General features: G+C 61.5%; 22 protein-coding genes. 13 read left to right on the top strand and 9 right to left on the bottom strand.

What is annotated here, in order from left to right; all coding sequences use genetic code 11:
- Window positions 1–16 precede the first annotated feature (16 nt).
- Together BLV61_RS05240 and BLV61_RS05235 are read right to left on the bottom strand one after the other, a co-directional pair.
- The gene (locus BLV61_RS05240) at window positions 17–676 is read right to left on the bottom strand and encodes a TetR/AcrR family transcriptional regulator (protein ID WP_090463169.1); all 660 of its coding nucleotides are present in this window, start codon (window positions 674–676) and stop codon (window positions 17–19) included.
- Window positions 663–1,514, bottom strand: a complete 852-nt coding sequence (locus tag BLV61_RS05235) for a 3-hydroxybutyryl-CoA dehydrogenase (protein WP_047530760.1) — start codon at window positions 1,512–1,514, stop codon at window positions 663–665. The genes BLV61_RS05240 and BLV61_RS05235 overlap by 14 nt, the downstream gene beginning before the upstream one ends.
- A 167-nt stretch (window positions 1,515–1,681) precedes the next feature.
- Here BLV61_RS05235 and BLV61_RS05230 point away from each other — a divergent pair, with 167 nt between their 5' ends.
- Together BLV61_RS05230 and BLV61_RS05225 are read left to right on the top strand one after the other, a co-directional pair.
- Window positions 1,682–2,722, top strand: a complete 1,041-nt coding sequence (locus BLV61_RS05230) for an AraC family transcriptional regulator (RefSeq protein ID WP_090463166.1) — start codon at window positions 1,682–1,684, stop codon at window positions 2,720–2,722.
- Window positions 2,719–4,533 (top strand): ABC transporter ATP-binding protein, encoded by a 1,815-nt coding sequence (locus tag BLV61_RS05225; RefSeq protein ID WP_090463164.1) that lies wholly within the window; start codon window positions 2,719–2,721, stop codon window positions 4,531–4,533. Before BLV61_RS05230 ends, BLV61_RS05225 begins: the two co-directional genes overlap by 4 nt.
- 156 nt (window positions 4,534–4,689) lie before the next feature.
- On the opposite strand, the gene BLV61_RS30755 is transcribed toward BLV61_RS05225, so the two are convergent.
- Window positions 4,690–4,917: a hypothetical protein gene (locus tag BLV61_RS30755; protein ID WP_139213604.1), complete on the bottom strand. Its 228-nt coding sequence runs from the start codon at window positions 4,915–4,917 to the stop codon at window positions 4,690–4,692.
- A gap of 159 nt (window positions 4,918–5,076) precedes the next feature.
- Between BLV61_RS30755 and BLV61_RS05220 the strand changes: the two genes are divergently transcribed.
- The gene (locus BLV61_RS05220) at window positions 5,077–5,805 is read left to right on the top strand and encodes a hypothetical protein (protein ID WP_090463161.1); all 729 of its coding nucleotides are present in this window, start codon (window positions 5,077–5,079) and stop codon (window positions 5,803–5,805) included.
- Between the two features lie 60 nt (window positions 5,806–5,865).
- Here the strand turns inward: BLV61_RS05220 and BLV61_RS05215 are convergent, their stop codons facing one another.
- From BLV61_RS05215 to BLV61_RS05205, 3 genes are all read right to left on the bottom strand, one after another.
- On the bottom strand, window positions 5,866–6,774 hold the full coding sequence (locus tag BLV61_RS05215; RefSeq protein WP_090463158.1) for an alpha/beta hydrolase: 909 nt from the start codon (window positions 6,772–6,774) through the stop codon (window positions 5,866–5,868).
- 180 nt (window positions 6,775–6,954) lie between these two features.
- On the bottom strand, window positions 6,955–7,953 hold the full coding sequence (locus BLV61_RS05210; RefSeq protein WP_090463155.1) for an NAD(P)H-quinone oxidoreductase: 999 nt from the start codon (window positions 7,951–7,953) through the stop codon (window positions 6,955–6,957).
- 142 nt (window positions 7,954–8,095) lie between these two features.
- Window positions 8,096–9,325: a YbfB/YjiJ family MFS transporter gene (locus BLV61_RS05205; RefSeq protein ID WP_047530751.1), complete on the bottom strand. Its 1,230-nt coding sequence runs from the start codon at window positions 9,323–9,325 to the stop codon at window positions 8,096–8,098.
- Between the two features lie 115 nt (window positions 9,326–9,440).
- On the opposite strand from BLV61_RS05205, the gene BLV61_RS05200 reads away from it, so the two are divergent.
- Complete coding sequence (locus BLV61_RS05200) at window positions 9,441–10,316, top strand: LysR family transcriptional regulator (protein ID WP_047530749.1); 876 nt, start codon at window positions 9,441–9,443, stop codon at window positions 10,314–10,316.
- 42 nt (window positions 10,317–10,358) lie between these two features.
- Here the strand turns inward: BLV61_RS05200 and BLV61_RS05195 are convergent, their stop codons facing one another.
- Window positions 10,359–11,081, bottom strand: coding sequence for a pirin family protein (locus BLV61_RS05195; protein WP_047530747.1), 723 nt, complete (start codon window positions 11,079–11,081; stop codon window positions 10,359–10,361).
- A 264-nt stretch (window positions 11,082–11,345) separates the two neighbouring features.
- Between BLV61_RS05195 and BLV61_RS05190 the strand changes: the two genes are divergently transcribed.
- Together BLV61_RS05190 and BLV61_RS05185 are read left to right on the top strand one after the other, a co-directional pair.
- A complete protein-coding gene (locus tag BLV61_RS05190; RefSeq protein ID WP_090463152.1) occupies window positions 11,346–12,296 on the top strand; it encodes a GlxA family transcriptional regulator in 951 nt (316 codons plus the stop codon).
- Window positions 12,297–12,453: 157 nt separating this feature from the next.
- Entirely contained in the window at window positions 12,454–13,938 is a 1,485-nt protein-coding gene (locus BLV61_RS05185) for an ATP-binding protein (protein WP_090463149.1), read from the top strand.
- Here the strand turns inward: BLV61_RS05185 and BLV61_RS05180 are convergent.
- Window positions 13,903–16,707 carry an ATP-binding protein gene (locus BLV61_RS05180; RefSeq protein ID WP_090463146.1) on the bottom strand — a complete coding sequence of 935 codons (2,805 nt, stop codon included), beginning with the start codon at window positions 16,705–16,707 and terminating at the stop codon, window positions 13,903–13,905. The two genes, BLV61_RS05185 and BLV61_RS05180, sit on opposite strands and share 36 nt — an antisense overlap.
- 358 nt (window positions 16,708–17,065) lie before the next feature.
- Between BLV61_RS05180 and BLV61_RS05175 the strand changes: the two genes are divergently transcribed.
- Both BLV61_RS05175 and BLV61_RS05170 read left to right on the top strand, forming a co-directional pair.
- Window positions 17,066–17,662: a flavodoxin family protein gene (locus BLV61_RS05175; RefSeq protein ID WP_090463143.1), complete on the top strand. Its 597-nt coding sequence runs from the start codon at window positions 17,066–17,068 to the stop codon at window positions 17,660–17,662.
- A gap of 13 nt (window positions 17,663–17,675) precedes the next feature.
- Window positions 17,676–18,500, top strand: a complete 825-nt coding sequence (locus BLV61_RS05170) for an alpha/beta fold hydrolase (protein ID WP_047530737.1) — start codon at window positions 17,676–17,678, stop codon at window positions 18,498–18,500.
- Between the two features lie 107 nt (window positions 18,501–18,607).
- Here BLV61_RS05170 and BLV61_RS05165 read toward each other — a convergent pair whose 3' ends face one another.
- Window positions 18,608–19,024 carry a helix-turn-helix domain-containing protein gene (locus BLV61_RS05165; RefSeq protein WP_090463140.1) on the bottom strand — a complete coding sequence of 139 codons (417 nt, stop codon included), beginning with the start codon at window positions 19,022–19,024 and terminating at the stop codon, window positions 18,608–18,610.
- 227 nt (window positions 19,025–19,251) lie between these two features.
- Here BLV61_RS05165 and BLV61_RS05160 point away from each other — a divergent pair, with 227 nt between their 5' ends.
- The 5 genes from BLV61_RS05160 (at window position 19,252) to ycaC (ending at window position 24,153) form a co-directional block, all read left to right on the top strand.
- Window positions 19,252–20,172, top strand: coding sequence for a LysR family transcriptional regulator (locus tag BLV61_RS05160; protein ID WP_047530733.1), 921 nt, complete (start codon window positions 19,252–19,254; stop codon window positions 20,170–20,172).
- A 429-nt stretch (window positions 20,173–20,601) separates the two neighbouring features.
- The gene (locus BLV61_RS05155; RefSeq protein WP_047538863.1) at window positions 20,602–21,018 is read left to right on the top strand and encodes a DoxX family protein; all 417 of its coding nucleotides are present in this window, start codon (window positions 20,602–20,604) and stop codon (window positions 21,016–21,018) included.
- Window positions 21,011–21,622, top strand: a complete 612-nt coding sequence (locus tag BLV61_RS05150) for an antibiotic biosynthesis monooxygenase (protein WP_047530731.1) — start codon at window positions 21,011–21,013, stop codon at window positions 21,620–21,622. The genes BLV61_RS05155 and BLV61_RS05150 overlap by 8 nt, the downstream gene beginning before the upstream one ends.
- Entirely contained in the window at window positions 21,619–23,457 is a 1,839-nt protein-coding gene (locus BLV61_RS05145) for an amidohydrolase (protein WP_090463138.1), read from the top strand. The genes BLV61_RS05150 and BLV61_RS05145 overlap by 4 nt, the downstream gene beginning before the upstream one ends.
- Window positions 23,458–23,526: 69 nt before the next feature.
- Window positions 23,527–24,153, top strand: a complete 627-nt coding sequence (gene ycaC / locus BLV61_RS05140) for an isochorismate family cysteine hydrolase YcaC (protein ID WP_090463135.1) — start codon at window positions 23,527–23,529, stop codon at window positions 24,151–24,153.
- Window positions 24,154–24,370 lie beyond the last annotated feature (217 nt).

Here is a 24,370-nt window from a genome sequence, read left to right as displayed (position 1 = left end):
CCCGGCAAGCAAAGCGCTAAGTCGTGGCGGGAGCCTGGATTTTTTTAGATGTTTTCTCGATAGACGAGGCCAGGCTTATTGCCTCGCTCGCGCGGCGTGGCGCCAGCAGGCGTTCGATGGCGCCGCTCACCATGCTTTCCAGAAGCTCGTCGTGCTCGCGCTCATCGAGTGTGTGCGAGGTCAACCAGGTGGGCGCACTGTTGAGCAGCGCGGCAATGGCGTGCCCGGCCGCCAACTGGCCCGCCTCACTGAACCGCGAACGCGCGCCGAGCATCAGCAGCAACTTGCGCTCGTATTGCTCGCGCAGATGCTGAACCCGTACCTGTTGCTCTTCATTCAGGCAGCCGCCGTCGCGCTCTGCCAGACGAAAATGCCATGGCATGTCGCGATGCAGGTTCAAGTGCGCGCGGATCAGATTGTTGAGTCGATCACGCCTGGCCGGGGCTTTTTTCTCGATACGCCCGAGGGTGGCCAACAGCTCTTCGTAGAACTCCTCGATCAGATCGAGCAGCAAGTGCTGTTTGCTCGGGTAATGGTGATACAGCGAGCCTGGGGAAAGCCCCAGGCACGTGGCGAGCTCACGCATGCCGACCTGACCGAAACCTTTGCTGGCAAAGAGCTCCAGCACCTTGTCCCGGTATTCGGCGAAACGCGAGCAACGCTCAGGCATAGGCATGGAAGCCGCGCCCCGTTTTGCGTCCCAGGTAACCGGCGGCGACCATTTCCTTAAGCAGTGGCGCCGGACGGTATTTGCTGTCGTTGAAGCCTTCGTAGAAGGCTTCCATGATCGCCAGCAGGGTGTCCAGGCCGATCAGGTCCGCCAGAGCCAGCGGGCCGATCGGCTGGTTGCAGCCCAGGCGCATGCCGGCGTCGATGTCCTCGGCGCTGGCCAAGCCTTCCTGCAACACCAGGATGGCTTCGTTGATCATCGGCACCAGAATCCGGTTCACCACAAAACCCGGACGGTTGCCGGCGGTGATCGCGGTTTTGCCAAGTTTGGTCGCCATTTCCAGTGCCAGGGCATGGGTGGTGTCGCTGGTCTGCAGGCCGCGGATGACTTCGATCAGGCCCATCACGGGCACCGGATTGAAGAAGTGCAGGCCGATGAAACGCTCAGGCTGGCTAACGCTGGCGGCGAGTTGGGTGATCGACAGCGACGAGGTGTTGGAGGCGATCGCACAGTCGGCGCTGACCTGGGCTGCGATCTGTTGCAGCACTCGCAGTTTCAGATCGAGGTTTTCGGTCGCCGCTTCGATCACCAGTTGCGCGCCTTTCAGGCTGGCGTATTCGGTGCTGGTGCGGATCTTGTCGAGGGCGGCGAGTTTTTGCTCCGGCGTCAGGGTTTCCTTGGCGACCTGCCGATCGAGATTTTTGCCGACAGTGGCGAGGGCTTTTTGCAGCGCGCTCTCGGAGATATCGATCAAGGTCACGCTGAAACCGGCCAGGGCGCAGACTTGCGCAATACCGTTACCCATGGTGCCGGCGCCGATCACGCCAATGTTTTGCAGATTCATCTTGCCGTCCTTCCAGTAAAACCTTGCGATACCTTGGCCGCCGTGATGGCCGAAGGCGTACTATTGGCCCGGAGTCTAGAGCTGGCGGGGCGGTTGTCCTATGCCGAAACTGTTCAACGGCACTGATGTTTTTTGCCATTTCGGGTGATGGGGAGAGAAGCGTTCACATGCGGGAAAAGGACTCAGTGGCCGCCTACTTCGTACAGGCAATGCTCCACGGGATAGGGGACGACCCGCAGCGGGTGCGGGCCGTGCTTGAGCAGGCCGGCATCGATCCGGCGGTGATCCGGCAGCCCATGGCGCGGGTGCCGGCCAATGCGTTTGCGGCTTTGTGGCTGATCCAGATCCGCGAGTTGAACGACGAGTTTTTCGGACTCGACTCCCATGGCATGCCACCGGGCGCTTTCGCCCTGATTTGTCGGGCATTGATTCAGGAACCCGACCTGCACAAGGCCATGCGCCAGTGCCTGGTCAATTTCGGCCTGTTCCTGCGCGACTTTCGCGGCACCCTGACCGTGCGCGGTAAACGCGCCGTCATCAGCCTTGACAGCCATTCGGCCACCGAAGACGCCAGCCGCTTCGGCGAAGAAACGTACCTGGTGCTGATGATCAGTCTGCTGTGCTGGCTCGGTGGCCGGCGCATCCCGATCGACCGTGCCGACTTTCGCCACAAGCGTCTGCCGCTGAGCGATGACCGACTGCTCTGGGGGCCGAATCTGACCTTTGGCGCCGAGCGCACCGAAATAGAATTCGCCAGTCACTATCTGCGTTTGCCGGTGGTTCAGGACCTGGCTTCGCTCAAAGTGTTCCTGCGCACCGCGCCGCAATGGCTGGTGATCCGCTTCCGCAACCAGCATGGCCTGGCGTCCCAGGTGCATCAGCGTTTGCGCAGCAGCCATTACAGTGATTGGCCGACCTTGCAGGCCTTCGCCCTCGAACAGCATTTGAGCCCCAGCACCTTCCGCCGAAAACTCGAGCGTGAAGGGTGTTCCTATCAAGAGATCAAAGACGAAGTACGGCGTGCCGTGGCGTTCGAGCAATTGCGGGAAAGTCGGGCAAGCATCAGCGACATCGCCGAACAGCTGGGTTTTCAGGAACCGAGTGCGTTCCACCGCGCGTTCAAGAAGTGGACGGGGGAGAGCCCGGGGCGCTATCGGGCCCGGTATCAGGGGGAGCGGGCCGGCACTTCAGTGGAGTCCGAGGCGTGAGCGCCTTACTGATTCGCTTCACCTCACTGCTCGACCAGGCCCGACGTGCCCTGCTGCTGGTCTGGGGTACCTCGCGCGGGTTGTTTCTCGGTCTGGTGCTGGCGACGCTGATTGCCGGCGTTCTTCCAGCGCTCGCGGCCTGGTTGGGGCAGCGCATCGTCGACGCCGTGGTGTTCGCCATGCAGTTGCATGCGCAACAGGGCAGTGCGCCGTTGTGGCCGGTGGTGCGTTATGTGCTGATGGAGGCGGGTGTGTTGGCATTATTGTCCGCCACCCAGCGCGCGCTGTCGGTCCAGCAGTCGCTGCTGCGCGTGCAGCTGGGGCAGAAGGTCAACACGATGATTCTGGAAAAGGCCCAGACATTGTCGCTGGTGCAGTTCGAGAATTCCGAGTTCTACGATAAGCTGGTGCGGGTGCGCCGCGAAGCCTCGACCCGACCCTTGGCCCTGGTGATGAAGTCGTTGGGGCTGATCCAGAACCTGATCGTATTGATCAGTTTTGGCGTGCTGCTGGTGCATTTTTCGCCGTGGGCGCTGGTGCTGTTGGTGGTCGGTGCGTTGCCGGTGTTCTTTGCCGAGGCGCATTTTTCCGGAGACGCCTTTCGCCTGTTTACCCGCCGTGCGCCAGAGAGCCGACAACAGTCCTACATCGAGACGCTGCTCTCCCACGAGGGCTACATCAAGGAGGTCAAACTGTTCGGTTTCGCGCCGCTGTTGTTGCAGCGCTATCGCGATACGTTTGCCCGTCTCTACGCCGAAGACCGGCGCCTGACCCTGCGCCGCGATGGCTGGGGATTCGTTCTCGGCTTGCTGGGCACCGGGGCGTTTTATCTGGCGTATGCCTGGGTGGTGGTCGATGCCGTGCACGGCAGCATCAGCCTCGGACAGATGACCATGTACCTGGTGTTGTTCAAACAGGGTCAGACGGCGGTGAGCAGCAGCCTGAGCGCCATCAGCGGTCTGTACGAAGATGGCCTCTACCTCTCGAGCCTCTACGAATACTTGGCCGAACCCGTGGTGGTCGACACTGGCCACCTCACCGTCGGTGCGGTGCCCGGCGATGGCTTGCGTTTCGAGAATGTCGGTTTTCGTTACCCGGGCGCCAGTCGTGCGGCGCTGGAAGGCATCGATCTGCACCTTGTCCCCGGCCACAGCCTGGCGCTGGTGGGGGAGAACGGTTCGGGCAAGACCACGCTGATTAAACTGTTGACCCGCTTATACCGGCCCGATCAGGGGCGCATCCTGCTTGATGGCAGCGACCTGCAGGCCTGGGAGGAAGATGCATTGCGTCGGCGTATCGGCGTGATTTTCCAGGATTACATTCGCTACCAGTTCTCCGTCGGCGAGAACATAGGCGTGGGCGATACCCTGGCGTTCGACGATCAACAGCGCTGGCAGGAGGCCGCTGCCGAGGGCATGGCCGCGCCCTTTATCGAACGTCTGGATCGCGGCTATGCCACGCAACTGGGGCGCTGGTTTGCCGGTGGCCAGGAGCTGTCCGGCGGGCAGTGGCAGAAGATCGCGTTGTCCCGCGCGTACATGCGTCGCGATGCCGATATCCTGATTCTGGACGAGCCGACCTCGGCGCTCGATCCGGCGGCGGAAGCCGCGGTGTTCGAGCATTTCAGCCAGCACACCCAGGACCGCATGACCTTGCTGATTTCTCACCGTTTTTCCAGCGTGCGCAACGCCGATCACATCATCGTCCTCGATCAGGGGAAGGTGCTCGAGCGCGGCGATCATGAGCATCTGCTGGCCCAGGGCGGGCGCTATGCGCAGTTGTTCGATCTGCAGGCGCGGGGTTATCGCTGAGTAACAGCCAACAATAACCCTCTGGAAAATACCTGCTTCTTATTCGGAATGCTGATGCTTAGTTATGCAACATCCGTTGATAACAGATCTGCGCGAACGAAACGTTCGGCACGTTATGGCCTCCCACCCCTGAGGCTTCTTTTCCTTGAATCTGGATCAGCCAAAAGCCCAGATTGTAAAAGACATCGCCGGTGCTACGCCGGCCACCAGGAACATTCCCCAAAACAATAGCACCGAGCGTACCCCGATATTTTTAAAGCAAGTAATCCACATGATGACGTTCTCATAATTTAAATCAGATGCCAGAAGTAAAAGTTCTGGAGCGGTTGTGCCCAAGCAGGCATCTGTATTTAAGCGTTCTCCTCTTTGTAAAAGACGGTACATATTTATCGCTGGCGTTACAGCAGGCCTTTTATCTTGGTCAGCAACGACCTACTCGAAAATACCTACTTGTTGTTCGGATTTATCCTACGCATTTATCAGGTCATCCATTTCCCGTTCTGGCCGTTATGCAACATGGAATCCCCATGACGAGAAGTTGATATGAATATAAATGCCGCTGCATCAACTCAAATGCCCAACCCGAAAATGGTGAAGGCAACCACTGAACACAACCCACCAGACGAAGCAGAAAAGCCGCTGATTGATAAGAAAGTGAGGTTGGCCATCGAGAAACTCCAGGCGCCTGCTATTACAGGCCTCACCATGGATGACTTGGATGCAGTGGAGGCTTTTATTGATACATCCCCTTTAGGCGCCGGGTACGTTGGTCTATACAGTCGGATAGACAGCTTTAGATTTACAATCCTCTGGGCAAAAGAATCCCGCGCAGCCGATGCGCTCAAAGAAATCGACGCAATCTACTCCGACTTCAAAGCCGATCTTCACAGCAAATGGCCCCAATTGGCCGCAAAACCGTTCGGCTACACGGTCGCCGATAACGGCCAGTTGCAAGTCACTGCGCCCCCGAACGTTCTGACGGACTATGAAAAAGACATGTTGAACATCCTGTTAAACAAGAGAAAGGACCTGCAATCCTTGACGTTCAACCACGCCAAGGCCGTGGTTGAGCTAGTCGAACTGGATAAAAAACAGTTCGAGTGTAAGGTGACGTTGGACCTGAATAACTTCCATAAGATGATTGACTATGGATTGTTGTTTAAAAGAAGCGCGCTGGAACTGACATCAACAGATTCCTGGCTGGATCAGCTACGTAAGAAAGCCAGACAGGAGCCGATCGAGAGAACACAGGGGCTGCACATCGAGGCCTGATTAACGGATCAAGCCCGGCAAAGTGAATCCGCATAACGCTTTGCCGGGTGCGTAACAGGCTTAGCTGGCCTTCATCAAACTGTCGAGTGCCTGGCGATACTGCCTGCCGCCCAGGCTCATGCTGTTGTTGTGCGTACCGCCGGGGATCAGCAACAAGCGCTTGGGTTCGTTGGCCGCATTAAACAACTGCTGGCTGAATCGCGACGGCATGAACGGGTCGGCCAGGCCATGGACCACCAACAACGGCATGTCGATGTCGACGATCTTGTCGATGGAGTCGAACTTCTGCGACAGCAGCCAGCGCACCGGCAGCCAGTTGACCGGCAGGTTGTTGTCGGCGACTTCCGCCACCGCATCGCCCAGCGAGGTAAAGGTGGATTCGATCACCAGGCCGCGCACCGGCACCGCAACATGATCCTTTTTCGCCTGCGCGGCCAGGTCGGCGGCGAGGTCGATGGCCACCGCGCCGCCCAGTGAGTGACCGTAGATCAGACGCTTTCCGGCATCCGGCTGCATGGCCGTGAAACGCTCCCACGCGGCCCGGGCGTCTTCGTAAACGCTGGCTTCCGATGGCAGGTCACCGTGGCTCTGGCCGAACCCTCGGTAATCGATGGCCAGCACCGAATACCCCATGGCGCGCAATTGCTCGATGCGAAACGCCTGGCCGGTCAGGTTCCAGCGCACGCCATGCAGGTAGAGAATCGCCGGCGCATCGCGGCGCGCCGCCGGCCACCACCAGGCATGCAGGTTCTGCCCGGCCTTGAAGCTCGCGGGCTTGATATCGAACTCCTGAACGTCCCCCGGCAAGCCGCGATACCAGCCGGCCGTGCCCGGTTCGATGCGAAACAGCAGCTCGCGCTCTTTGTACTTGAGTGCGCCACAACTCACCGGCAGGCCGACAAGCAGCGCGGCCATGCACAGCAGCGGTAGCCAGCGTGGGCGCAAACGGGTGAGAAAAGCAGAGGGCATCGGGTGGTCTACCGGCACAGACATGAAGTGCGCGTTTTAACAGATGTGTGCCGGCAACAGGAATAATTTCGACTTGTGGGGGCGAGCTTGCTCGCGATGAGGCTGTGACATTCCACATTCATGTCAATTGCCAGGCCGCTTTCGGGAGCAGGCATGCGCCCACAGGGATTTGCGCGGATATCAATCCACACGCAGCACGATCTTGCCAATGTGATCGCCACCTTCCATGCGCGTATGGGCTTGGGCCGCATCGTTGAGCGCATAGACCTGGTCGATCATCGGCCGGCACCGCCCGGCGGCGAGCACGGGCCAGACATACTCATGCAGTTGTTCGGCGATCGAGGCTTTTTCTTCTCGGGTGCGTGCGCGCAACAGCGAGCCGGTGATCACCGCGCGCTTGCCCATGATCGCCAGCAGATCGACGTCCCTGGCATGAGCGCCACCGAGAAAACCGAGCATCACCACTCGGCCGTCCATGCCCAATGCCGCGATGTTCTGGTTCAGGTACGAACCGCCCATGATGTCGAGAACGACATTAACCCCCTGGCCGGCGGTTTTTTCCTGAATGACCTGGACGAAGTCCTGATCGCGGTAGTTGATCGCTTCGGCCCCCAATTGACGGATCGCCGCACACTTTTCCTCGCTGCCCGCGGTGGCGAATGCCTTGATGCCGAACTCGCGGCACAACATGAGTGCAGTGGTGCCGATGCCGCTGGTGCCACCATGAATCAGCGCTCGCTGGCCTTTGCTGGCGCCGCCCATGTCGAACAGATTGGCCCATACCGTGAAATAGGTTTCCGGGACCGCTGCCGCTTGCACCCAGTCCATGCCCTCGGGAGTCGGTAGCGTCTGGCTGGCCGGGACGGCGCAATACTGGGCATACCCGCCACCGTTGGTCAGTGCGCAGACTTTGTCGCCGACCATGAAGTCACTGACTCCTGAACCGATGGCGATCACTTCACCGGCCACCTCCAGCCCCGGAATCGGGTTCATGCCGGGTTTCATCGGGTACTTCCCGGCGCGTTGAAGCACGTCAGGACGATTTACCCCGGCGGCGTGCACGCGGATCAGCACTTCGCCGGGGCCCGCCACAGGCAAGGGTACCTGACGCGGTTGCAGGACTTCGGGTGCACCGGGCTGGGTGATTTCAATCTGGGTCATGGTTTGGGGGAGGGTCATGTTTGTTACCTCTCAGGAATTGAAACATTTGAATAACTGTAGGCGCGAGCTTGCTCGCGATGGCGGTTTGGCAGGCGCGATCAATGTTGAAGGTGTCGACCTCATCGCGGGCAAGCGCGGTCCCGCATGGGGGCTGTCTGGTTCACGCAACGGTCGGTTTGATGCAGGCAGCCTCTTTCGGTTGGCCCGATAAACGCACCGCCAGTTCCAACAGCAATGCAACGACGATAGCCCCGGCCGCGATCACGAACATCAGGGCGTGATGGCCGCCACTGGCGTTGAACAGCGCCGAGTAGGCAAAACCGGCGATGGCCTGGAAGGTGGCAAAGGACACGGTGGCGCGACTCCAGGCGATCTGCTGCTGGTGATGTCCGGGAATCAGTTCGTGAACCCGCGCCAGGGCCAGTGGCACGATGCCGGGCGGGAACGAACCGAGGATCACCGCCAGCAAGGCCAGTGCCCAAAAAGCGCTGGAGATCGACAGCAGGCCAACGGCAATCGCTTGCACTGCCAGCACCAGTCGAATGCTCAATTTCGCCCCCAGTTGATCGGCCAGAAAGCCGTAGCTCACCGGTCCGACAATCGCCCCGAGGCCGTACATCACCCAAATCAGCGCGCCGACATGTTGCCCGGCCCCCAGCCCGCGGGCCACGTAGTCCACCAGGAATACCATGGCCGGCACCAGCCCGGCCGCCATGAACGCGTACTGGGCAAACAACAGGTAGACACTCGGGTTTGTCGCCGTTGACGCGCTATCGGTCGGCGTGGTCGCCAGCGCATGGGGTGTGGCCGATGGCCAGCCGAACCAGCTGACCGCAGTCAGGACCAGCGCCAGCACGCCCAGGCCGAGCCAGGTTTGTTGCAGGCCCAGGCTCAGCAGTGGCGGAACGATCGTCCCCGACCCGGCGATGCCCAGGCCAATCCCGAGAAAGATCGCGCCACTGGCCAGGCCTTTGCGCGAAGCCGGCACATGCGGCAACACCGTTGCCGCCACCAGCACCATGATCGCGCCACCGGCAATGCCGGACAGCAAGCGCCAGGCGAAAAACCAGCTCACCGACAACGGAAAGGCACAGGCGAAAAACGCCAGGGTCACCGCCAGCATCATCAGGCGCAGCGCAGTATTGTTGGAGGTGCGCCGAGCCAGCGGGTGACCGATCAGCGCGCCGATCAGATAGCCCACCAGATTGGCGGCGCCGAGAAATACCACGTCACTGGCGCTGAACCAGTGGGCCTGGATCAGCGAGGGAATCAACGGCGTGTAGGCAAAACGCGCCAGACCGATGCTGACCAGGCTGGCGCAAAGGCCGGCGAAGATCGGCATCCAGATTGCGCTGCGCGGGGCAGGGGTGGGAGATGAGGCGTTGAGCATGAGCTTTGTCCTGTGGGTTTACTCTGGAGGCCAGCATATCGGGGATTTATGATGCAATAATGCTGCAATTTCACGTTGCAGCGATGCGAATGTGCATCAGTCGGGGAGAGGCCTTATGAACTGGGATGACGCACGGGTATTTCTCGCGGTCTGCCGCGAATCAACGCTGCGCGGAGCCGCGCGGGTGCTGGGGGTGGATCAGGCCACCGTAGGGCGGCGAATCACGGCGCTGGAGAAGTCCTTGAGCGCAACGTTGTTTTTGCGTACCTCCGAAGGCTATGCCCTGACGGCGGTAGGCGAAGCAGCGATGCGCGCGGTGGAGAAAATGGAGCTTTCGGCGCTGGAACTGGAGCGCCGAATCCAGGGCCTCGATGATCGGCTCACCGGCACCGTGCGCGTCACCACCACCGATTCCCTGGCCATCGACTTCCTGATTCCGGCCGTCGCCCGTCTGCATCAATTGCATCCTGATGTGCGGGTGCAACTGGACGCCTCGACACAAATCCTCAGCCTGGCCAAACGCGAAGCCGACATCGCCGTGCGCAATACCCGGCCGGATAACCCCGACCTGATCGCCCGGCGAATCGCCCGCTGGCCCGTGGGCCTGTTCGCCTCACAGGATTATGTGGACGCCCACGGCGTGCCGGAGCCGGGAGCGGCCTTCGAGGGGCATGATCTGGTGGTGTATCAGCCTTATTTGCAGGCCGGCAAAGACATGAGCCTGGTCAACGAGCCCTTGGGGCGTGGGCGGATCGTCGCCAGCCTGAGTTCCAGTCTGTTGGTGCGCCGCTCCATCGCGGCAGGCGTCGGGCTGGGGGAGGTGCCGGTGTACTTGGGGGAGAGGGACGGGCTGGTCAGGTTATGGCCCGAGCGGACGCGGCCGCTGCCCTATGACGTCTGGCTGGTGACCCACGCGGACTTGCGGCATACCGCCCGGGTGCGGGCGGTGATCGATGAGATTGTCGCGGGGTTTGCAGGGACAGGGGAATAAACGGTGGCCAGGGAGCAAGCTCCCTGGCCTTACAGTTGGTGTTCAAGGCATTTCTGGCAACTCTTGCGGACGCAGATCGAACACCAGGACTTCGGCATCCACGCCGTTGCTCAAGGTCAACAGCTGTTCCTCGCGAACCCGTACGCCATCGCCTTCCTGCAACGACAAACCGTTAAGTTCGACACTGCCACGAGCCACGTGCACGTAGGCATAGCGGTTGGCGGCCAGTTCCAGGGTCGCACTTTCCTTGCCATCGATCAGTCCTGCGTACACCCGCGCATCCTGACGCACCTTCAACGAACCCTGGGCGCCGTCGGGGGAGATGATCAGCTGCAGGCGACCGCGTTTTTTCTGCGTGCTGAAGTGCTCCTGTTGGTAGCGTGGCTTGGCGCCGCTGACGTCCGGCACGATCCAGATCTGCAGAAAGTGCACCGGCCGGCTGTCCGAATGATTGAATTCACTGTGCGCCACGCCGCTGCCGGCACTCATCAGCTGCACGTCGCCGGGGCGGATCACCGAACCGGTGCCCAGGGTGTCCTTGTGTTCCAGCGCGCCTTCGAGCACGTAGGAGAAAATCTCCATGTCGCGGTGCGGGTGCTGGCCGAAGCCTTTGCCGGCCGCCACGCGGTCGTCGTTGATCACCAGCAGGTCGGAGAAGCCTTGCTCCCGTGGGTTGCGGTAGTTGGCGAAGGAGAAGGTATGGAACGACTTCAACCAACCGTGATTGGCGGCGCCGCGTTCCGAGGCTTTGCGAAGGGTCAGCATGATGAAATCTCCTGTGGGGACGTTGATTCGTCCGAGTGAGGAGAAGGTTAATATTTACTCGTTGATGCAATAAGTAGATGAAAATTGAAATACTGTCCCCCTCAGGTTGACAGTTTTGCGAAATGAATCACCGACGTTCGCCGTGAATTTAGCCATAATGCTCAACACACATTTTTAATGCCGGGCGCGAACCCTGTGGGGGCGGACTTGCTCCTGCGGGTTCGATGCGCGGGTCTTCCTTGATTTCAATGATGATTCAAACCCATGAAAACCGTGGCAATGGTGCTGTTCCCCAACTTTCTCCTGCTCGATATGGCCGGGCCGATGGAGGTATTTTCCATTGCCAACCGCTATCTCAAACCCGCCGACCACTATGTGCTGACGACCATCGGCACTGAACCCGGCGCACTGCGGGCGTCCAATGGCGTGAAGGTGCAGGCCGACCAGCCTATCGACCAGGCCTGTGACGGCTTTGATTTGCTGCTGGTGCCCGGCGGCCCCGGTGCCTACAACGAAAAACATCCGCCCTTGCTCGAGTGGCTCAAGCACAACGTCAGTCGATCCCGAACCTATGGCTCGATCTGCACCGGGGCGTTTGTGCTGGGCCATGCCGGTCTGCTCGACGGCTTTCGCGTGACCACCCACTGGCACTACACCGAGCGCCTGATCAAGGGCTTCCCCAGGGCCACCGTAGAGACTGACCAGATTTACGTCCAGGACCGCAACCTCATCACCTCTGGAGGCGTGACCGCGGGCATCGACCTGGCGCTGGCGGTGGTCGCTGAAGACCATGGCAAAAAAGTCGCCCAGGATGTGGCCAAGGTGCTGCTGGTGGTGATGAAACGCCAGGGCGGTCAGGCACAGTTCAGTCCGTTGATGGCGGCGGTGGCCCCCCATGAAACGGCCATCACCCGGGTGCAGAACCATGTGCTCGAACACCTCGACGAAGCCTTCAGCATCGAGCGCATGGCCAGTCTGGCCAGCATGAGCCCACGGCATTTCGCCAGGGTGTTTGCCCGGGAAGTCGACATGACGCCCATGGAGTTTCTACAAAGTGCCCGCATCGACCGTGCCCGCAACCTCCTGGAAACCGGCGATTTACCGCTCAAGACCGTGGCGTTCAAGAGTGGCTTTGGCAGCGTGCGACACATGCGTTTTCTGTTCAGTGAAAAGCTTGGCCTGACCCCGACCCAGTACCGAGAGCAGTTCAGCTAGCCCGTGTCCGTCGTGCGCACCGTAATGGCCGTGACGCTCCCCCTGTGGCAGTTGTACCGTCACCCAAGCCTGCCAAGATATCGCTGAACTCATTGCAAGGAAGGTACGGAGCCTGGATGGACTCGCGTGCCGGGCAGGTTCCAGCAGGTGACGATGCATGAATAGCCTCAGAGATATCAACGGCGACACGGTGCTGCACTTCGGCCCCTTCGCGTTCCATCTGAATCAACGCCTGGTCGTGGAAGGCGATCAGCCGCTGCGCCTGGGCGGACGGGCCCTGGATATTTTGCAGGTGCTGGTCGAGCACGCCGGCTCGGTGGTCAGCAAAGACGAACTGATCGCTCAGGTCTGGCCAAGGTCGGTGGTTGAGGAAATCAACCTGCGCGTGCACATCGCCGCACTGCGCCGGGCCTTTCGTGACGGGCAGAACGGTCACTGTTACATCGTCAACATTCCCCAGCGTGGTTACAGCTTCGTCGCACCGGTGCGCCAGGCCGCGGCGGCCGCGTCCGTCGCCTTCGAAAACCTACAGAAACCTCAGCACAATCTGCCCGCGCGCCTGACACCGGTCACCGGTCGCGATGCGGTGGTCGGCAGCCTGGTGCGGCAACTGCCGGTACGACGCTTCATGACCCTGGTCGGGCCGTGCGGCATCGGCAAGACCACCGTGGCCGTGCGAGTCGCCGAGCTGCTGCTGCAGCATTACCGTGACGGAGTGTGGCGGGTGGATCTGGCGATGATCGATGACCCGGCGCAAGTGGTCGATCATCTGACCAGCACCCTGGATCTGGAGGTGGGCGCCGACCTCGATGCGCTGGGGCAATGGCATGCGTTGCTGGTTCTCGACAATTGCGAGCACCTGCTCGAACGTTGCCGGACACTGGTCGAGGCGCTGCTGATCGCGGCACCCCGGCTGTCGATTCTCGCCACCAGCCGCGAACCGCTGTTGGCCAAGGGAGAATCGGTCCAGTTGCTGCCACCGCTTCTGGTCCCGAAAGCGTCGGCCCTGGGCAGTGTCGCCGAGGTCATGGGCTATTCGGCGGTGCAGCTGTTTGTCAGCTGTGCCCGAGCCCGCCAACAAAGCTTTGCCTTGCGCGAACAGGACCTCAAGGCCATACGCGAAATCTGTCAGCACCTCGACGGCTTGCCCCTGGCGATAGAGCTGGCGGCGGCGCAGATCGATGCGTTGGCGTTGGTGGGGCTGCAAGCCCAGCTGGGTAACTGTTTTCAACTGCTGACCCAGGGGCGACGCACCGCCGTGCCGCGCCACCAGACGCTCAAGGCCGCCCTGGACTGGAGCTATGAGCGGCTGAGCCCGGTGGAACAAATCGTGCTGCAGCGTCTGGCGGTGTTCAAGTCGGCGTTTACCCTGGACGCCGCGATGGGTGTGATCAGTTGCGCCACCTTGTTGCCCGCCACCCTGCGCCACGTGATGGAGGGCCTGGCGCTCAAATCGCTGCTGTCGCGCGAACAGGTCGATGGGCTGACGCGCTACCGTTTTCTCAACACCACCCGCCGCTATGCCCTGGAAAAACTCGAACACAGTGGCGCCTTATGCACCTTCGAAATGCGTTACGCCACTCACATCGCTCGGGCACCCAAGCCATCAGGCCGGCAAGTGCTCCTGCAACTCGCCGAGTAGGCGTCGCACGGCAATCAGGTCCGGGGTGGCATAGCCTTCGGTAAAGCGCTGGTAGATCGGCGCCAGCAGCTCATGAGCTTGCCGATAGCGTCCCTGACGCTGAAACAGCCGCGCCAGCGAAGTGGCGCTGCGCAACTCCCAGGCCAGGGCCCCCTGGTGCTGCGCTACATTGAGCGCCCTGATCAGCACGCTCTCGGCAGCGTCGTGGTTCACCGGGCTGCCGGCTGCCAGCAGTGCGTCGGCCCGGGCCCGCAGAATCTCTGCCGTGCACCAGCCCGCCGCGCCGGTGTCGGCGCGTTGCAGCAAATCGTCATCGATGAGTGTGCTGTCCAGCGTGACCATGATTTCCTTGATCAAACCCGCGCCCGGGCCTGGCAATGCCGGCGCGTCGGCACGGTGGATGACCCGCGCATAGTGCTGAGCCCAGGAATAGAACAGCTGTACCGAGTGTTTTTGCGCCTGTTCCTGCAGCAGGTACAAGAGCTCGCGGGCGGTGCGGGTGTCGCCGTTGTAGTGGGCGATCAGGCAACCCGACAGTGCCAGGGTGTAGCAGATGGACGTGCCGTGATTGATCTGCAGCGCAATGTCCAGCGCCTGTCGGGCCGTGCGCCAGGCCTGTTCCGGTTGGCCCTGGATCCAGAGGATGCGCGCAAGGATGGTCAGGGCGGCAACGCTCTGGTCATATTGCACACCAAAACCATGGGTGAAACGGTTGAGATGGCCGCTGTGGGCCATGCGCTGGAGGACTTCCTCGGCATTCATCCGTGCCCGATGCTGATCCCCGGCGAAGTGCAGGGCCAGTACCCGCAGGCGGTGGGTACTGAGGTCCAGTACCGCATCGCCGTTGAGCCCCAGGCGGTCGAATTGCTGGCTCTGTTCCAGGGCCATTTGATAGTTGCCGCAGCTGAGGTTGACCGCCAGATGCCCGGACACCGCACGCAATTGCCCGGCCACATCGTCACAGCGCCTGGCCAGGGCGCGGGCGCAGACGAAGGCTTCGATGGTTTCCGCCGTGCCGCCCTGAGCGTGATAACAGGCGCTGCCCAAGGCCAGTTTCAGGGACATTTTCAAGCGCGGGCAGGGCTCGGGCGCCGCTTCGAGCAAGGCCAGCGCCTTGCGCACATACCCGCCGTGCTCCTTGAGCAGCGACAGTTCCTGCCACAGGGGCGTCGAGGTCGCCGTCAGACGGATCGCCAGGGTGTGCGGCCCCGTTACGGCCAAGCCCCAATCGAGTGCCGAACGGACGTCTTCCAGGCTACGGGCATAGCGCTCGATCCACAGGCCGGTCGGAATGTGCTCCCAGTCGTTTTGCGCCTGATGCATCAAGGCCAGGCAGCGTTCGGCATGGCGTTCGCGGGTGGCGGGCAACTCGCCGGCCTGTTCGAGTTTTTCCAGGGCATAGCTGCGCGTGGTGTCGAGCAGACGGTAGAACACCTCTTCGTCACCGACGTCCACGTTCAGCAGGGATTTGGCCACCAGTTGCGTGATCGAGCCAAACACCTCGCGCGTTTCCACCTGTTCGCCGACGATCACCGCCGCTGCCGACGTCAGGGTAAAGCCGCCACGGAACAACCCGAGTCGGCGCAGGCACGTTTGTTCGCAGACACTGAGCAGATCGAAGCTCCAGTCCAGGGTGGCGCGCAGGGTCTGATGCCGACCCAGGGCTGACTGGTTGTGCGGGGTGAGCTGGCGAAAGCTGCCTTGCAGTTGCCTGAGCAAACCTTCGAGGCCAAGGCTGGCGACTTGCCCGGCCGCCAGTTCCAGCGCCAGCGGGATGCCATCGAGGCGACGGCAGATATCGATGACCCGCGGCAGATCGGCATCAGTCAATTCGAAGCTGTCGTGGCTGGCCATGGCCCGTTCGACGAAGAGTTGCAGCGCGGAAAAATTCAGGGCCTGGGCGCGGTCCAGCACGGCGATGGGCGGGGGGCAGTCCAGGGACTCCAGGCGTTGAACGAATTCGCCTTCAGCCCGCAGGTACTCGCGGCTGGTGGCCAGGATGTGCAGATGCGGCGCGCCACGCAGCAGGCTTTCACACAGCAGCGCCACGCTGTCGATCAGGTGCTCGCAATTGTCGATGACCAGCAGCATCTGGCGTTCACGCAGGAACATGGCGAGGTTGTTCAAGGGTTCTGCATCATGCAGGGACAGCTCGAGCAGCGTCGCCAGATGACCGGTGATCATCGACGGATCGTGGATCGGCGCCAGGTCCAGCAGGCGAATTCCGTCCCGATAGCGACCGATCAGCTGTTCGGCGACCCGCAGCGCCACGGTGGTCTTGCCGATCCCGCCGGGGCCGACCAGGGTGATGAAACGCTGGTGCGGCAGGTGCGTCATCAGGCTGTCGACCAGCGCTTGCCGGCCGATCATGCGGGTGCGGCGCAGGGGCAGGTTATGGCTGCTCGATTCAACCGGCTCGCTTGGCCGGTCGAGCTCGATGTGCTCCAGCGAGTACGGCGCGACAAAGCTGTAGCCACGCTGAGCCACGGTGACGATGTAGCGCTGACCGGCCTGACCGTCCCCCAGCGCCTTGCGCAGGGCAGCCATGTGCACCCGCAGGTTGATTTCTTCCACCACGCTGTTGGGCCAGATTTCGGTCATCAGGTGTTGCTTGCTGACCACATTCCCGGCGTGTTCCAGCAGGATCAACAGGATATCCATGGCCCGCCGGCCCAGGCGCAGGGGCCGCTCGGCCTCCATCACGAGGCGTTGTCCGGGGTAGATCCTGTAGGGTCCGAAATGGACAGCCTGCTCGGGGGGAAAGGTCAACGGTTTACTCCTGATCGCATACGTCTAGTTCGCGGCTTTCAAACATGTTTATCAGGTTATTTCCCGAACGCAATGCATGGCTCGGATGACTGCATGATGCCAGTATCGACCGCTGTGTTTGCCAGCCTATTGCCCGGTCCCGTGTTGATTGGGGCCGAAGCTGACAAAGGTGCGGTCGAGGCTTTTGGCGCGCCAGGAAAAATTAACAACGTTTAACTCGTCCTGCGTCCGCTCTACACCCAAAACTCCAATCCTGTAAGCGTTGCCGTCGCCTGCGAATCGTTGATTTTAGCTTCTAAAATCAAGCGCAGCCTGCGGCGGCACCTACATGGATTTTGCCTGTCTGGAGGACACCGCAATGAGCAAGGTGGTCGTGGTCTATCACAGCGGCTACGGCCACACCCGGGTCATGGCCGAAGCCGTGGCGCAAGGGGTGGAGCGGCACCTGGGCAGCACCTGCCGGCTGATCGCGGTAGAAGAGGTGGACGAGCACTGGGAGCACTTGCACCAGGCCGACGCGATCATTTTCGGCGCCCCGACCTACATGGGCAGCGCCTCCGCCGCCTTCAAGGGCTTCATGGAAGCCACGGCCGCGTTTTACCTGGCGCAGCCGTGGCGCGACAAGCTGGCAGCCGGCTTCACCAATTCCGGCTGCCTGTGCGGCGACAAACTCAATACCTTGCTGCAAATGGCCGTGTTCGCCGCCCAGCATTCGATGATCTGGGTCGGCCTCGACCTGTTGCCCGCGCGCTCTGGCACCGGCGTGTTCGACGGGCAATTGAACCGGCTGGGCAGTTCGCTGGGCGCCATGGCCCAGTCGAATGTCGAACAGTCCCCCGACCTGGCGCCGCCCCCTGAAGACCGCTGCACCGCCGCCCATTTGGGTGAGCGGGTGGCGCGGCTGGCCGAGCGCATGGGGCCCGTATCCCATTGCATCACCCCAACCCCGACGTAAAGGAGCACGCCTCATGAGCACGTTCACCACCCGCGATGGCACCGAGATCTACTACAAGGACTGGGGCACCGGTCAGCCGATTGTCTTCAGCCACGGTTGGCCGTTGAATGCCGACAGCTGGGAGTCGCAAATGATCTTCCTGGCATCCGAGGGCTACCGCGTCATCGCCCACGACCGGCGTGGGCACGGCCGTTCCAGCCAGCCGTGGTTTGGCAACGACATGGACACCTACGCCGATGACCTGGCGCAACTGATCGAACACCTGGATTTGCGCGACGCCGTGCTGTTCGGTTTCTCCACCGGAGGCGGCGAAGTGGCGCGCTACATCGGTCGTCATGGCACCGGTCGGGTGGCCAAGGCCGGGCTGATTTCCTCGGTGCCGCCGCTGATGCTCAAGACGGCGGCCAACCCCGGCGGGCTGCCGATCGAGGTGTTCGACGGCATTCGTCAGGCCTCACTGGCGAACCGTTCGCAACTCTATAAAGACCTCGCCAGCGGCCCGTTCTTCGGCTTCAACAAACCTGACGCCAAGCCGTCCCAAGGCATGATCGACTGGTTCTGGATGCAGGGCATGACCTCCGGCCACAAGAACGCCTACGACTGCATCAAGGCGTTTTCGGAAACCGACTTCACTGAGGACCTGAAGAAGTTCGACGTGCCGACCCTGGTGGTACACGGCGACGCCGATCAGGTGGTGCCGATCGAGGCGGCGGGCATCGCTTCGGCGGGGCTGGTCAAGGGTTCTACGTTGAAGGTCTACCCTGGCGCGCCCCATGGCTTGACGGACACCCACAAGGATCAACTCAACAGCGATTTGCTGGCGTTTCTGAAGGGTTAAGTCCTGGAGAACCACCGCAGGGTTGCATCGCGATAACGCAACCCTGCAGCAGCACGGCTTGCCGACGAAGGTGATCGTGAAATCGCCAGCGCCGGCAAACCGTGGGCTTACAGGGACAATTGAAGGACGGAGCGTACCACCCGGCAGCGCCAGGCAAACGGATTGATGCCTTCGCTGCGGGTGAACATGTGACAGAAGTGCGCCTGATCGCAAAAGCCGCATTCGAGGCTGATTTGCGTGAGGCTCAGGTCAGTGTGTTGAATCAACAGCTTGGCCCGGGCGATGCGCTGCTGGCGAATCCATTCCTGGGGCGAATAGCCGGTGCTGCATTTGAACGCACGGGAGAAATGACTGCGCGAGAGGGCGCAGGCCCGGGCCAGTTCGGTGACTTCCAGGCTTTCGCCGAGGCGATCGAGGATCAGTTGTTTCACCAGCCGTTCGCGCTGCGGACTGAGCCCGCCACTGCTGGTGTTGCACGGTTCGCGGACCGGGGCGCGGGCGGCGGTTTGCTGTGAATAAACCATGTCCAATGTCCGTGTCGGTGGGAACGCAACGGCGTACGGCCTGTTGGCCAGTGCCTTCCCTCTGGAAGAAAAACAGCTCTGCGCAGAGGTTTTCATTCTTGGGCGCGGCCCTGTGCCTGACGAGTTAAACGTTGTTAATTCCTCCCGGGTGAAGCGGGCAGTTTTCAGTAAAGTCAGAGACAATCATTGCCTTCGCGCCTGGTTAATCACACAAGGGAACCGTGCCCATGAACCGTAACGATCTGCGCCGTGTAGACATGAATCTGCTAGTGATTTTCGAAGCCTTGATGTTCGAAAAAAACCTGACCCGCGTGGCGGAAAAGCTGTTCATGGGCCAACCGGCGGTCAGTGCTGCCCTGGGGCGGTTGCGCGACCTGTTCGATGACCCGCTGCTGTTGCGCAATGGCCGTGGCATGGAGCCGACCGCGCGGGCGCTGGCGATTCTCAAGGAGCTGCAACCGGCGATGGACACCATCTCCGGGGCGGTCAGCCGGGCCAAGGAGTTTGACCCGGCGACCAGTTGCGAAGTGTTTCGTATCGGCCTGTCGGACGATGCCGAGTTCGGCTTGTTTCCACCGCTGTTGCGTCAGCTGCAAGAAGAGGCGCCAGGCATTGTCGTGGTCGTGCGCCGGGCCAATTACCTGTTGATGCCGGCGTTGCTGGCATCGGGGGAAATCTCCGTGGGCGTGAGCTACACCACGGACCTGCCGGCCAATGCCAAGCGCAAGAAACTGCGCGACATTCCCTGCAAAGTGCTGCGTGGCGACAAGCGGCCGGGGACCCTGACCCTGGACGAATATTGTGAACGGCCCCATGCCATGGTGTCGTTTTCCGGGGACCTGAGCGGCAACATTGATCTGGACCTGGCCAAGCTCGGTCGCACCCGCCGGGTGGTGTTGGGTGTGCCGCAGTTCAGTGGCTTGCGCGCCTTGCTCGCCGGCACCGAAATGATCGCCACGGTGCCGGACTATGCGGCCTGTGCGTTGGTGGAAGGGTGTGGCTTGCGTGCCGAAGACCCGCCGTTCCCCATCGACGCGGCGCAACTGTCGATGGCCTGGAGCGGGGTGCATGACAATGATCCGGCGGAGCGTTGGTTGCGTTCGCGGATCAGTCAGTTCATGTCGGTGCCGTTGCCGATTCCGGCTTGATCGTGGTCGCCTTTGATCTACTGCAGGAGCTGGCTTGTCGGGGCGCCGCATCGCAGCGAAGGCGGCCTCACAGCCAACCAATTACCCGCCGGTGTACCAGATCTACTGTGGGAGCTGGCCTGCCAGCGATGGCGGCCTGACAGCCAACCAATCATCTGCTGGTGCACCTTATCCAATGTAGGAGCGAGCCCGCTCGCGATGAACGTCCGGGCAACGCGGGCATTCAGACAGCCCGCGTCATCGTTGACGACCATCGTCGGAACGCCGCCCGGAGCAGGCTCGCTCCTACAGGCGCCTACGTCGCCCCGTGGCCACGAGCCCCGCGCAAAAAGAGCACGTACATCCAATTTTTCCCGTCCTGGCCCCGTCACTATCGAATCAAGTTCCGGTGCCTTCATGCCGGTCGTTTTTCATTTGTGCGGGGCGGTCATGATTGTTTCGCGTTGGGATGAACGGGCCAGGGACGTCGGGCTGCTTTTCTTGCGGGTCAGCGCGGCGTTGTTCCTGTTGTGGGTGCATGGTTTGCCGAAGCTGCTCAACTACGCTGTCGAGTTGCAGCGCATTGAAGACCCGTTCCACCTGGGGGCGAATCTCACGCTGATGCTGGCGATTTTTGCCGAGGTGCTGTGCCCGTTGCTGATCGTCGCCGGGGTGCTGGTGCGCCTGGCCTGCTTGCCTGTTCTGTTTGTGCTGCTGGTGGCGTTGTTGATCGTGCATCCGCAATGGAGCTTGGCCGAAGGCCAGTTCGGCTGGCTGCTGTTGATTCTGTTCACCAGCATCCTCATCGCCGGGCCGGGGCCGCTGGCGTTCAATCACCGATTTTCCGGAGCCTTTCGTTATGCCTGAATCCAATTTGCTCGACACACCTGTGCGCGGTTTCGAAGAGGTCGTGACACTGATCATCAAGCACCGGGTCAAGGCCGGGTTTGAAGCGCCTTACGAAGCCTGGCTGCGCAACATTGTCCGAGTGGCCGGGCAGTGGGACGGGCACTTGGGGGTGGACGTGGTTCGTGGCAAGCACGCCGGCCTCGACACCTACACCTGCGTCTTGCGGTTTTGCTCCACCGAGGCGATGCAACGCTGGCTCGACTCGGAGCAGCGTCAGGCGCTGATCAGCGAAGCCACACCCATGCTGGCCGACGGTGACCAGACCGAAGTCAACCCGGTGAACGAGTTCTGGTTCGCTCCAGCGTCCGAGGCGGGCTCGCCGCCGCCACGCTGGAAGCAGGCCGTGGTGACGCTGTTGGTGATTCTGCCGCACACCTTGCTGGTGCCGCTGCTCTGGGGGCCGCTGTTGAAGCTCAATGCCTGGCTCTCCAACTACGTGGTCGCGACCTTCCTGATCACCCTGACCATCGTGTTGTCGGTGGTGTACCTGTTCATGCCAATGGCAACGCGTTTGTTCGCGCCTTGGCTATCCTCATCCACCCAGACCAAGGAAACGCGATGAACGCCGATCTGATTCTGTTCAATGGCCAATTTCATACCGTTGACCGTGAGAAGCCACTCGCCAGCGCGGTGGCCATCAGCGACGGCCGCTTCGTCGCCGTGGGCAGCGATGCCGAAGCGATGGCCCTGCGCGGTTCGGCCACGCAAGTGATCGACCTCAAGGGGCGCTGCGTCATTCCGGGCCTCAATGACTCGCACTTGCACCTGATCCGTGGCGGCCTGAACTACAACCTCGAACTGCGCTGGGAAGGCGTGCCGTCCCTGGCCGATGCCTTGCGCATGCTCAAGGACCAGGCCGATCGTACGCCGACGCCGCAGTGGGTGCGGGTGGTGGGGGGCTGGAACGAATTCCAGTTCGCCGAAAAACGCATGCCAACCCTCGAGGAACTGAACCAGGCCGCGCCCGATACCCCGGTGTTCGTCCTGCATTTGTATGACCGCGCCTTGCTCAACCGCGCGGCGCTGCGCGTGGCCGGTTATACCCGCAACACCCCGAACCCGCCGGGCGGCGAGATTGTCCGGGATGCCAATGGCGAGCCGACCGGCATGCTGGTGGCACGACCCAACGCGATGATTCTGTACTCGACGCTGGCCAAGGGGCCGAAGTTGCCACTGGAGTATCAGGTCAACTCGACACGCCAGTTCATGCGTGAACTCAACCGCCTGGGCCTGACCAGTGCCATCGATGCCGGTGGTGGTTTCCAGAATTACCCGGACGACTACCAGGTCATCGAGCAGTTGGCCAAGGACCAGCAACTGACCGTGCGCATCGCCTACAACCTGTTCACCCAGAAGCCCAAGGAAGAACTGACCGACTTCAAAAACTGGACCAGTAGCGTGACCCTGCACCAGGGCGACGATTACCTGCGGCACAACGGCGCCGGGGAAATGCTGGTGTTCTCGGCGGCGGATTTCGAGGACTTCCTCGAGCCGCGTCCGGACCTGCCGCAAACCATGGAAGACGAACTGGAACCGGTGGTGCGTCATTTGGTCGAGCAGCGCTGGCCGTTCCGTTTGCACGCCACGTACAACGAATCCATCAGCCGCATGCTCGACGTGTTCGAGAAGGTCAACCGCGACATCCCGTTCAACGGTTTGCCCTGGTTTTTCGATCACGCCGAAACCATCACCCCGCAAAACATCGAGCGGGTGAGGGCGCTGGGGGGCGGCATCGCGATTCAGGATCGCATGGCGTTCCAGGGCGAATATTTCGTCGAGCGTTACGGCGCCAAAGCCGCCGAAGCTACGCCGCCGATCAAACGCATGCTGGCCGAAGGCGTGCCGGTGGGCGCCGGCACCGATGCGACGCGGGTGTCGAGCTACAACCCGTGGACTTCGCTGTACTGGATGGTCAGCGGCCGCACCGTCGGCGGCATGGAATTGCATGCCGAAGGCCTGTCGCGCCAGACCGCCCTGGAACTGTTCACCCACGGCAGCGCCTGGTTCTCGTCCGAGCAGGGCAAGAAGGGCCAGATCAAGGTCGGGCAATTGGCGGACGTCGCGGCGTTGAGCGCGGACTTTTTCAGCGTCGATGAAGAAGCGATCAAGTGGATCGAGTCGGTGTTGACCGTGGTCGGCGGCAAGGTGGTGTACGCCGCCGGTGATTTCGAAAAACTCGGGCCGGCCAGTGTGCCGGTGCTGCCGGACTGGTCGCCGGTGGTCAAAGTGCCGGGGCACTGGCGGCCGAGCTCGCCGCTGCAGGCGCAGGTTCACCAGTGCAGCGGGCCTTGCAAGGTGCACTCCCACAGCCATGAGCGGGCGCGACTGTCAAATGCACCGGTGAGCGATTTCGCCGGTTTCTGGGGCGCTTTCGGCTGCTCGTGCTTTGCTTTCTGACGAATACAAAAAAGCGCCGGCCCGATGGCCCGGCGCTACCTGCAATATCCATCCACCAAGGAGTTTCTTATGAGCAATGTTCCGTACAAACGCCTGAACAAAGACGATGCCGTTGTACTGCTGGTTGACCACCAGACCGGCCTGATCTCGCTGGTGCAGGATTTCTCGCCCAACGAGTTCAAGAACAACGTGCTGGCCCTGGGTGACATCGCCAAGTTCTTCAACCTGCCGACCATCCTCACCACCAGTTTCGACAGCGGCCCCAACGGCCCGATCGTGCCTGAACTGAAAGAGCAATTCCCGGATGCGCCCTTCATTGCCCGTCCTGGCCAGATCAACGCCTGGGACAACGCGGATTTTGTCAAAGCCGTGAAGGCCACCGGTCGCAAGCAACTGATCATTGCCGGTGTGGTGACGGATGTTTGCGTGGCGTTCCCGACCCTGTCGGCCATCGCCGAAGGCTATGAAGTGTTCGTCGTCACCGACTCGTCCGGTACCTTCAACACCACCGTGCAACAAGCCGCCTGGGCGCGCATGTCGGCGGCCGGTGCGCACCTGCTGAACTGGTTCGCCGTGGCGTGCGAGCTGCAGGGCGACTGGCGCAACGACATGGAAGGCCTGGCGAATCTGCTGTCGAACCGCCTGCCGAACTACCGCAACCTGATCAACAGCTATACCAAGTTCACTGCCAAATAAGCCGTCTCACTGGCACCGCGAAATGCCCGCGCGTTGCGGGTAATGCTGTCCTGTAGGAGCGAGCCTGCTCGCGATGGTCGTTAACGATAACGCGTGTTTACTGGCTAAACGCGGTGTTCTCGAGTCCATCGTCGGAACGCCGCCCGGAGCAAGCTCGCTCCTACAGTGGTTCACTTTCTCCTGGCTGAACAACATCGCACCAACCCGCGGGCATTTT

This window comes from Pseudomonas mohnii (genome assembly GCF_900105115.1).
Lineage (GTDB): Bacteria > Pseudomonadota > Gammaproteobacteria > Pseudomonadales > Pseudomonadaceae > Aquipseudomonas > Aquipseudomonas mohnii.
The sequence above is the reverse complement of the archived record's forward strand: the minus strand, read 5'-3'. Positions and strand labels throughout refer to the sequence as shown.

Coding starts and splice junctions, on each gene's coding strand:
- BLV61_RS30755 (WP_139213604.1), bottom strand. CDS start 4,917: ATGTACCGTCTTTTACAAAGAGGAGAACGCTTAAATACAGATGCCTGC.
- BLV61_RS05155 (WP_047538863.1), top strand. CDS start 20,602: ATGATTGTTTCGCGTTGGGATGAACGGGCCAGGGACGTCGGGCTGCTT.
- BLV61_RS05150 (WP_047530731.1), top strand. CDS start 21,011: ATGCCTGAATCCAATTTGCTCGACACACCTGTGCGCGGTTTCGAAGAG.
- BLV61_RS05145 (WP_090463138.1), top strand. CDS start 21,619: ATGAACGCCGATCTGATTCTGTTCAATGGCCAATTTCATACCGTTGAC.
- BLV61_RS05190 (WP_090463152.1), top strand. CDS start 11,346: ATGAAAACCGTGGCAATGGTGCTGTTCCCCAACTTTCTCCTGCTCGAT.
- BLV61_RS05185 (WP_090463149.1), top strand. CDS start 12,454: ATGAATAGCCTCAGAGATATCAACGGCGACACGGTGCTGCACTTCGGC.
- BLV61_RS05220 (WP_090463161.1), top strand. CDS start 5,077: ATGAATATAAATGCCGCTGCATCAACTCAAATGCCCAACCCGAAAATG.
- BLV61_RS05230 (WP_090463166.1), top strand. CDS start 1,682: ATGCGGGAAAAGGACTCAGTGGCCGCCTACTTCGTACAGGCAATGCTC.
- BLV61_RS05215 (WP_090463158.1), bottom strand. CDS start 6,774: ATGCCCTCTGCTTTTCTCACCCGTTTGCGCCCACGCTGGCTACCGCTG.
- BLV61_RS05235 (WP_047530760.1), bottom strand. CDS start 1,514: ATGAATCTGCAAAACATTGGCGTGATCGGCGCCGGCACCATGGGTAAC.
- BLV61_RS05195 (WP_047530747.1), bottom strand. CDS start 11,081: ATGCTGACCCTTCGCAAAGCCTCGGAACGCGGCGCCGCCAATCACGGT.
- BLV61_RS05175 (WP_090463143.1), top strand. CDS start 17,066: ATGAGCAAGGTGGTCGTGGTCTATCACAGCGGCTACGGCCACACCCGG.
- BLV61_RS05160 (WP_047530733.1), top strand. CDS start 19,252: ATGAACCGTAACGATCTGCGCCGTGTAGACATGAATCTGCTAGTGATT.
- BLV61_RS05170 (WP_047530737.1), top strand. CDS start 17,676: ATGAGCACGTTCACCACCCGCGATGGCACCGAGATCTACTACAAGGAC.
- BLV61_RS05210 (WP_090463155.1), bottom strand. CDS start 7,953: ATGACCCTCCCCCAAACCATGACCCAGATTGAAATCACCCAGCCCGGT.
- BLV61_RS05205 (WP_047530751.1), bottom strand. CDS start 9,325: ATGCTCAACGCCTCATCTCCCACCCCTGCCCCGCGCAGCGCAATCTGG.
- BLV61_RS05165 (WP_090463140.1), bottom strand. CDS start 19,024: ATGGTTTATTCACAGCAAACCGCCGCCCGCGCCCCGGTCCGCGAACCG.
- BLV61_RS05200 (WP_047530749.1), top strand. CDS start 9,441: ATGAACTGGGATGACGCACGGGTATTTCTCGCGGTCTGCCGCGAATCA.
- ycaC (WP_090463135.1), top strand. CDS start 23,527: ATGAGCAATGTTCCGTACAAACGCCTGAACAAAGACGATGCCGTTGTA.
- BLV61_RS05240 (WP_090463169.1), bottom strand. CDS start 676: ATGCCTATGCCTGAGCGTTGCTCGCGTTTCGCCGAATACCGGGACAAG.